The 6,574-nt window shown below is 64.2% G+C and carries 7 protein-coding genes; 4 read left to right on the forward strand and 3 right to left on the reverse strand.

Annotated features, from left to right (window positions below):
- The first annotated feature begins 9 nt into the window (after positions 1-9).
- The 3 genes from AB0O34_RS22245 to AB0O34_RS22255 all read left to right on the forward strand — a co-directional run bounded on the left by AB0O34_RS22245 (position 10) and on the right by AB0O34_RS22255 (position 2,329).
- The gene (locus tag AB0O34_RS22245) at positions 10-1,029 is read left to right on the forward strand and encodes an NAD(P)-dependent alcohol dehydrogenase (RefSeq protein WP_363918147.1); all 1,020 of its coding nucleotides are present in this window, start codon (positions 10-12) and stop codon (positions 1,027-1,029) included.
- A gap of 87 nt (positions 1,030-1,116) precedes the next feature.
- On the forward strand, positions 1,117-1,443 hold the full coding sequence (locus AB0O34_RS22250; protein ID WP_363918149.1) for a multidrug efflux SMR transporter: 327 nt from the start codon (positions 1,117-1,119) through the stop codon (positions 1,441-1,443).
- Between the two features lie 82 nt (positions 1,444-1,525).
- On the forward strand, positions 1,526-2,329 hold the full coding sequence (locus tag AB0O34_RS22255) for a sigma factor (protein WP_363918151.1): 804 nt from the start codon (positions 1,526-1,528) through the stop codon (positions 2,327-2,329).
- Between the two features lie 182 nt (positions 2,330-2,511).
- Here AB0O34_RS22255 and AB0O34_RS22260 read toward each other — a convergent pair whose 3' ends face one another.
- The 3 genes from AB0O34_RS22260 to AB0O34_RS22270 form a co-directional block, all read right to left on the reverse strand.
- Complete coding sequence (locus tag AB0O34_RS22260; protein WP_363918153.1) at positions 2,512-3,873, reverse strand: HEPN domain-containing protein; 1,362 nt, start codon at positions 3,871-3,873, stop codon at positions 2,512-2,514.
- A 281-nt stretch (positions 3,874-4,154) separates the two neighbouring features.
- Positions 4,155-4,625 carry an NUDIX domain-containing protein gene (locus AB0O34_RS22265; protein WP_363918155.1) on the reverse strand — a complete coding sequence of 157 codons (471 nt, stop codon included), beginning with the start codon at positions 4,623-4,625 and terminating at the stop codon, positions 4,155-4,157.
- A 2-nt stretch (positions 4,626-4,627) separates the two neighbouring features.
- Positions 4,628-5,287, reverse strand: a complete 660-nt coding sequence (locus tag AB0O34_RS22270) for an XRE family transcriptional regulator (RefSeq protein WP_363918157.1) — start codon at positions 5,285-5,287, stop codon at positions 4,628-4,630.
- A 623-nt stretch (positions 5,288-5,910) separates the two neighbouring features.
- Between AB0O34_RS22270 and AB0O34_RS22275 the strand changes: the two genes are divergently transcribed.
- A complete protein-coding gene (locus AB0O34_RS22275; protein ID WP_363918159.1) occupies positions 5,911-6,135 on the forward strand; it encodes a hypothetical protein in 225 nt (74 codons plus the stop codon).
- Positions 6,136-6,574: the final 439 nt, after the last annotated feature.

Genomic DNA, 6,574 nt, shown 5'->3' on the forward strand with positions numbered 1-6,574 from the left:
GGGGACGGCATGCTCGCCGTTCGTCTGGAGCAGTACGGAGTCACCCCTGTCGTCGCCGACGTACCCGAGCCGGACCTGATCGACGATGACGACGTCATCGTCCAGGTGGAGGGCGCCGGAGTCTGCCGTACCGACCTGCACGCCGTCCACGGCGAACTCGCCGACGTCTTCCCGACTCCGCTGCCGTTCACCCTGGGCCACGAGGTCGCCGGCGTGGTTGCCAAGAAGGGCAGGCGCGTGCGCGGCGTCGAACTCGGGGCGAAGGTGGTCCTGCATCCGATGATCACCTGTGGGCTGTGCCCGGCCTGCCGCCGCGGCGAGGACCAGCGCTGCACCGACAACCAGTTCGTGGGCCTGGCGGTGGACGGTGGGATGGCCGAGTTCGTCCGGACGAGCGCCCGGGCACTCGTCCCTTTGGCGTCCACCACCGACTGCCGCAATGTCGCGCCCCTCGCGGACGCCGGGATAACCGCCTACCACGCGATCCGCCGGGAGATCGGCCGGCTGACCTCCGAGAGCGTCGCGGTCGTCCTGGGGTGCGGCGGCCTCGGCCACCTGGCGATCCAGATGCTGCGGGCGATGAGCGACTGCGTCATCATCGCGGTCGACCCTAAGGAGGCGGCACGGGACCTGGCGAAGTCCGTCGGCGCCGACCACGTCGCCGGGGACGACGCGGCCGAAGTGGTCGCGGAGGTCTCCCGCGGTGAGGGCGCCACCGCCGTCTTCGACTTCGTGGGCGAGGGCGATGCGCCGGCGCTCAGTGTGAGTCTGCTCGCCCCCAAGGGCCTGTACTCGGCGGTCGGCTACGGCGGGACCAGCAGCATTCCGACCATGGACCTGGTGCTCAAGGAACTCCGGGTCCAGGGGAACATGGTCGGGACCTACCAGGACCTCCGGGAGCTGATCGCGCTGTACGAGCGCGGTCTGCTCCAGTCCCACGTCGTGTCCTACCCGCTCGCCGAGGCGCAGCGAGCCTTCGACGACCTGGAGCGCGGGCTCGTCCCGGGACGCGCGGTGCTCGTGCCATAGATCGCTGTCCGACTCCCGTTCAGCCGCTCTACCCGTCTCCGCGAGGTGCGGACCGGGTCGGGCGGCCTCCCATCCTCAGGAGGCTCCATGGCCTGGGTATTCATCGTCCTCGGGGGGTTCTTCGAGACCGCGTTCGCCGTATCGTTGAAGTTCTCCGAGGGGCTGCGGCGACCGTGGCCGACCGTCTCGTTCGCGGTTTGCGCAGTCGTCAGTTTCGCCTTGCTCACGGCCGGTCTGCGTGACCTTCCCGTCGGCACGGCCTATGCGGCCTGGACGGGGATCGGGGCGGTGGGAACGGCGATCGTCGGCATGGCCTGGTTCGGTGACCCCGTGGAACTCCTGCGTGTGCTCTCGATCGTACTGATCGTGGCCGGGGTGGTCGGGCTCAACCTCTCCGGCTCCAGCGCCCACTGAAAGACGCCCGGCGGCCCGGAAATTCTCTCCCTGCCACAGAACCGAGCGCGCCGCATTGCGCGATAAACAAAACGTGCAGCGATTGGTCAAGCGACGACGGGACCAAGCTCCGGTCGGCCCGCACAGCGACGACGCCGAACTTCTCGCGGCCGTCGCGGCGGGACGGGTCGAGGCGCTGAGAACGCTGCACGCGCGGCCGCTGCGCGTGCGTCTGACCCGCCGCTGTGCCGATCCCGACCTGGTCGCCGACGCCATCCAGGACACCTCCGTCATCCTTTGGCAGGGCGCCCGTCGCTACCGGGCTCAGGAGGCGGACGCGGCGGCGTGGATCTGGACGATCGCGATCCGCAAACTGATTTCCATCATGCGCCGCTCCGGTGCCTCTCCGCACAGCTCATCGCTCGACGATGGACGGACCGCGGGCGCCTATGGGACGAGGCACCCGGAGTCGGCCGAGGACGTGCTCCTGGTCGCTGTGGAACACGGCGACCTCGGCACGGCGCTCGCCAGGCTGTCCCCGGACCTTCGCGCCGCCATCCAGGCCACCGTTCTCGCGCAAGTTCGACCCCAGTCGGCCCAAGTGGCTACGCCGAGTTGGGTAGGTTTCCAGACCTCAACAATTCAGGCCCCTCTGGCCAAGGCGCTCAGCATGGACGGTGATGCAGGACGTTGCCGTCACCATTGCCGTCAATCGTCATGCCGTTCTACCTCAGTACTGCAGCACGAACAGAACGTCGTTCTGTCAACCACTCGTAATCGTGAACCGTCTCACCGTGCGTCCTATCGTCACGTATGGAGGACTCGATGGTGCGATCAAAGGCCAGATCCGTGGTCTCCGGATCCGGCCTCTGAGCTGGGTAAACTGTGTGGGGCTACCAGGACTTGAACCTGGGACCTCTTCCTTATCAGGCAACCTAAACGCGAGCCCGAGGTGCAGATGGATCGACCTGAGCTGCGGTAATCATCCCTTGGTGTTCGTGGGCGTCCACGCTCGTGCGGATGTGTTGTCACTCACTTGGTCACTCAATCTGGCTCCCTATGGGCCAATGAATTAATCTTGCGAACAGGCTATGTCGCTACCGGCGAACTCTCGCCGTGTCCGGCCAAGGCATGGGAGTCATCGCTCGGTGGTGCGTAGATGGCAGGAATCCAACGCCTCGCCTGACGTAGAAGTGTGCTATAGGGATCATATGTTTGAACCCTTTCCTTCAGCTGCGAAGGTTCCACCCCCGTCTGGAGCAGCAATGCGGCGACGAGAACCCAGTAGAGGGTACGCAGTAGGATGACATGCTCCCTCCACGCCTCATCTTCTTCCGTGCTCTTTGTCCCCGGGGTCTGATGGGCAAAGCCGTTGCGGACAGCCTTGATCCGCTCTTCCCATACTTTGGTCGTGTCAGGAGTTCTCCCCGTCTGCATCTGAGCCGTCACACCTGCCGCATCTGGCACCGCCAAACGGGTCAGGTCAGTGAGATAGCGCAGCCGTTCCATATAGGAGGGCTCATCAATGTGCATGAGCGCCTCGCTAACGCGTTCCTGGACCTCTTCCGGCACAGCCTTCTTGGCGAGCCTTCTAGCCCTGTCTTTCGCGCTGCGACTCATCCTGCGATCGGTGGGCATGAGTCGGCGATGAAGACCCTCTGCAGCACTCGCCATCTCAAGCAGTTGGCTGGGCAAAGGGCGTCCCGGCGCGTTAATCGTCTCTGTCACTAACGCCGGAATTGGCGACAAGTTTGCCGCTACTTCCAGCCACGTCGCGAGATGGCGGAGGGTAAGCCGATCACGCGTAAGGAAGATCTCGTGCGCCAGGAGCGGCTCATCGCTGGACTCCTGCAGCAGGGGGTGGCGGACATCCACCCATTCATTGTCCCCCTTTCCGTGTAGCTTCAGCTCCACTGGGGGACAGGACACACCGGTCGCCATGGTCAGCAATTCAGTCACAGGTACCACGAAGCGGCGCCACCATTCGTCCACGGTCAAGCCGCTTGGCTCTTCGAGTCGTAGTTCGACAGACCGCTTAAAACCAGCTCCATGAACCGACGGCTGCTGTAGGGTGATCGTGGCGTCGAGAGCTAGTTCCGCCTCTCCCATTAACATGACAGATTCCTGCTCGTGGGACTGATAGCGAGCTGTGATCCAGCTCCAGTCGTCTGAGAGCTCCATCGCGATACCCGGCAGGTTCGCCCACGAGTCAAGATGCTTCACACGCAGTCGGGCCATGGTGAAGGTTGAGTCGGCGCCAGATTGATGTGGGCCCACAAGCATGTACTCGGCTCGGAACCGCTGTTCTCCGGGATCGGGGACCACACCACCGATGACCTCAGCGCGCCCCCCGCTGACGACCCGAACCAGGGTAATCCTTCGAGAGGGATTGCGGAGCATCCCGTGGATGACGACGCCATCGTCCGCTAGCAAGTCATCGACCGGTACCATGGTCCGCACCAAAGTACCGTCCGGTGAGGTGGTTCGGGAGGCCTCACGCATAGACGGAATGAGCGGGTCAGCGAGAATCAGCCGGGGCCATCGGCTCGAGAGATCGAGCCAACCACCTACCGTCTTCTCCTTGACGCCTGGCAACCAAAACCTACCGGACTGGTGCGCATTCTCATGTTGAGCCACACGCGCCATACTATCGGTGTGTAGTTATGTAGTCACAGCATTTTTCACGGGAACAGCGGGTAGGAAACCGCCGCACGGTCAGTGTGCCCAGCACCTCACCCGATGTAGGGGGTCTGGCGACCTTCCAGGTAGTGGCGTAGTCGTAGCCGTTGCGTGTGGTGCATCTTGAGATCATCTGCCGCGTCTGGGTAGACCCATCGAACCTCTTGGGACTCAGCGCTGATCGCCAATCTCCCTCCCGCTATTCGCGCCGTGAGGCAGACGTTAAATTGGCGACGCACTTCTCCGTCGGCGTAGGCGATTATGTGCCGAGGGTCAGTGTAGAGGCCGACCATGCCGGTGATCTCGATGTCGTAGCCGGTCTCTTCCTTGACCTCGCGTATCGCTGCTTGCGGTACCGACTCGGTGAGGTCCATGCCCCCTCCAGGGAGTGCCCAGAGGTTGTTGTCGGTGCGGCGTTGCATGAGGATGCGGCCGTGCTCGTCTGTCACGACGGCGGAGACTCCCACCACCAGGCTGTTGGGCGCCGGCGCTTGGGGGTCGTCGTAGTACTCGGTGCGGGCCACCGTCACTCCTCTGGTGCTGGTCGCGAGCGTTCCCAGACGGCTTCGAAGCTCTGGGCATAGGCGTCATACAGGCCGCTCTGCCCCGTGCGGCGCAGGTGATAGACGGGTGCCCCGTAGGCGTTCATCCCGAACACGTGGGCGTTAACGATCATGCGGTCGTCGCCGAAGTACAGGGAGTTGTACAGCGTCGTGTCGTGGAGATTCACCTGTACGCCTGCGCTGATCAGTGGCCGGTAGTGCATCAATGCCACGCGACAGCGGGACTCGATGCCGTGGCCGTACTTCTCCTCCTGGCCCCGTGCGACGATCGCGGGGGAGTCGGCGTCACCAAGCAAAACTCTCACCTGGCAGCCAGCCTTCGCCTTGGCGGCGAGCACCTCGTTGAAGTCGGGGAGCGACTCATACAGGAAGACTGCCGCGTAGACCAAGATGCCGATCTGCTCCTCGGCTCGCTCGAACATGGCACGCCACATCTCCAGCGGAGCATCCGTGCGGGTCGAGTAAACCGCGATCAGCTCGCTGTTTCCGCGCTGCTCACGTCGACCTTGCTCAACTGCCGGCCACAGGTAGGCGAGATCTTCATGGAGAAATTCGGCTGCTCGGTGAGCAATAGAGCGGTGTGGGGTTCGGCCTGTGCTGAGCCAGCGTTCCACGGTCTTCACGTCCACTCCTGCGGACGTGGCAAGTTCCCTGGTGGTGAGTCCTCTGCTGACCATCGCGGAGCGCAGTCGCTCATTCGGCGTCATGGGACGTTTATACGCTGTGCAAGACGTCCCATGAGTCGTCCTTGCCGAAGTTCCCCCGTCCCATCGGGCCTCGCATGCTTGGGACGTATGGAGAGCCGGAGAAACGTCCCCGCCTGGACTCGCTGGACCGAACCGGTACCGAGCCAACGGCCATTCACATCCACACAGGGCCCGATCACTCTTTCTCCCCCTGTCCGCGCGGCACGCCGACTATGCCAGCATCTGGAGTCCCACGGAGTCACCGCAGATGTCCATGATGGCTACGGCCTGGCGCTTGTATCGGTTTGGGCGGATCTCGTCGTGTGGACGGACGGCCGCACCTATCGCTGGTGGACCGGACGGACATCGCCGATCACGCGGCGGCGGGTGTACGCCGTTTGCTCCGCTGACGAGCTCACCGTGGCGGCCCGGCGCGTAGCGGAACGGTACAGGGATTTGAGACAACACCATCCGCTATCCGGCGCGATCATCGAAGTACTGGTGCAAGAACGTCACCCACGCTCCGCCTCGGCGGGCCAGGATGCCTGCGCGGGGCCTCTATGACGATCACCGAGCTGAACAGCGCCTACGGCAAGCACTGGCTGATCTCCGAGGCCATGGGAGGTGGTTGGTACGCGGTTCGCCGGCACAGCTTGTCTACCAGGGCTCTGGAGCGCGGCCTGTCGAACGTACGATGCGGCAACACGCTGGAGGAGTTGGGGCGATACCTCTCGTCCGAGACCCACCTTGAACAGCGGCGTTGGGTTTCATTGGAGGCATCCTGAGCCGGACGTGCGATGGCGTCGATCTTCTCAAAATCGCGTCGTGACGGATGGCGAGGGACGAGTGCAATCCGGCGCGACGGAGCCCCCACAGGAAAGCCATGTTTGGGGGGGCTCATCCATGATCAGGGAGACTACATAGGGCGCACCATACTTCTCGGCGGACCGGTGCTGAGGGACGAAGTACCGGGCCTTCGATCGCCCCCCGACCCCGTGTGGAGATCAGCCGAAGCATGGCGATCGTAGAGCCGCATCCGTGATCACCTTCGAATGCTGCCGCCTGGAAAGCTGCCACTGTGATCGACGGGGTCACTTCTTCGATTAGGGTCGCTGGTCTGCCGGGGCCGTCTGTCCGCGCGGGCGGCGCGGCCCGGGACCGGCCCCCAAGGCCGCATGCCCGGGCCGCTGGTCGCCCGTAGGGCGGGCGGCCCCGGGCGAGCGT

Origin of the sequence: Sphaerisporangium sp. NPDC088356 (genome assembly GCF_040685555.1) — a bacterium.
Lineage (GTDB): Bacteria > Actinomycetota > Actinomycetes > Streptosporangiales > Streptosporangiaceae > Sphaerisporangium.

Bases quoted from the DNA above. Each gene is read 5' to 3' on its own strand.
- AB0O34_RS22250 (WP_363918149.1), top strand. From the start codon at position 1,117: ATGGCCTGGGTATTCATCGTCCTCGGGGGGTTCTTCGAGACCGCGTTC.
- AB0O34_RS22275 (WP_363918159.1), top strand. From the start codon at position 5,911: ATGACGATCACCGAGCTGAACAGCGCCTACGGCAAGCACTGGCTGATC.
- AB0O34_RS22260 (WP_363918153.1), bottom strand. From the start codon at position 3,873: ATGGTACCGGTCGATGACTTGCTAGCGGACGATGGCGTCGTCATCCAC.
- AB0O34_RS22245 (WP_363918147.1), top strand. From the start codon at position 10: ATGCTCGCCGTTCGTCTGGAGCAGTACGGAGTCACCCCTGTCGTCGCC.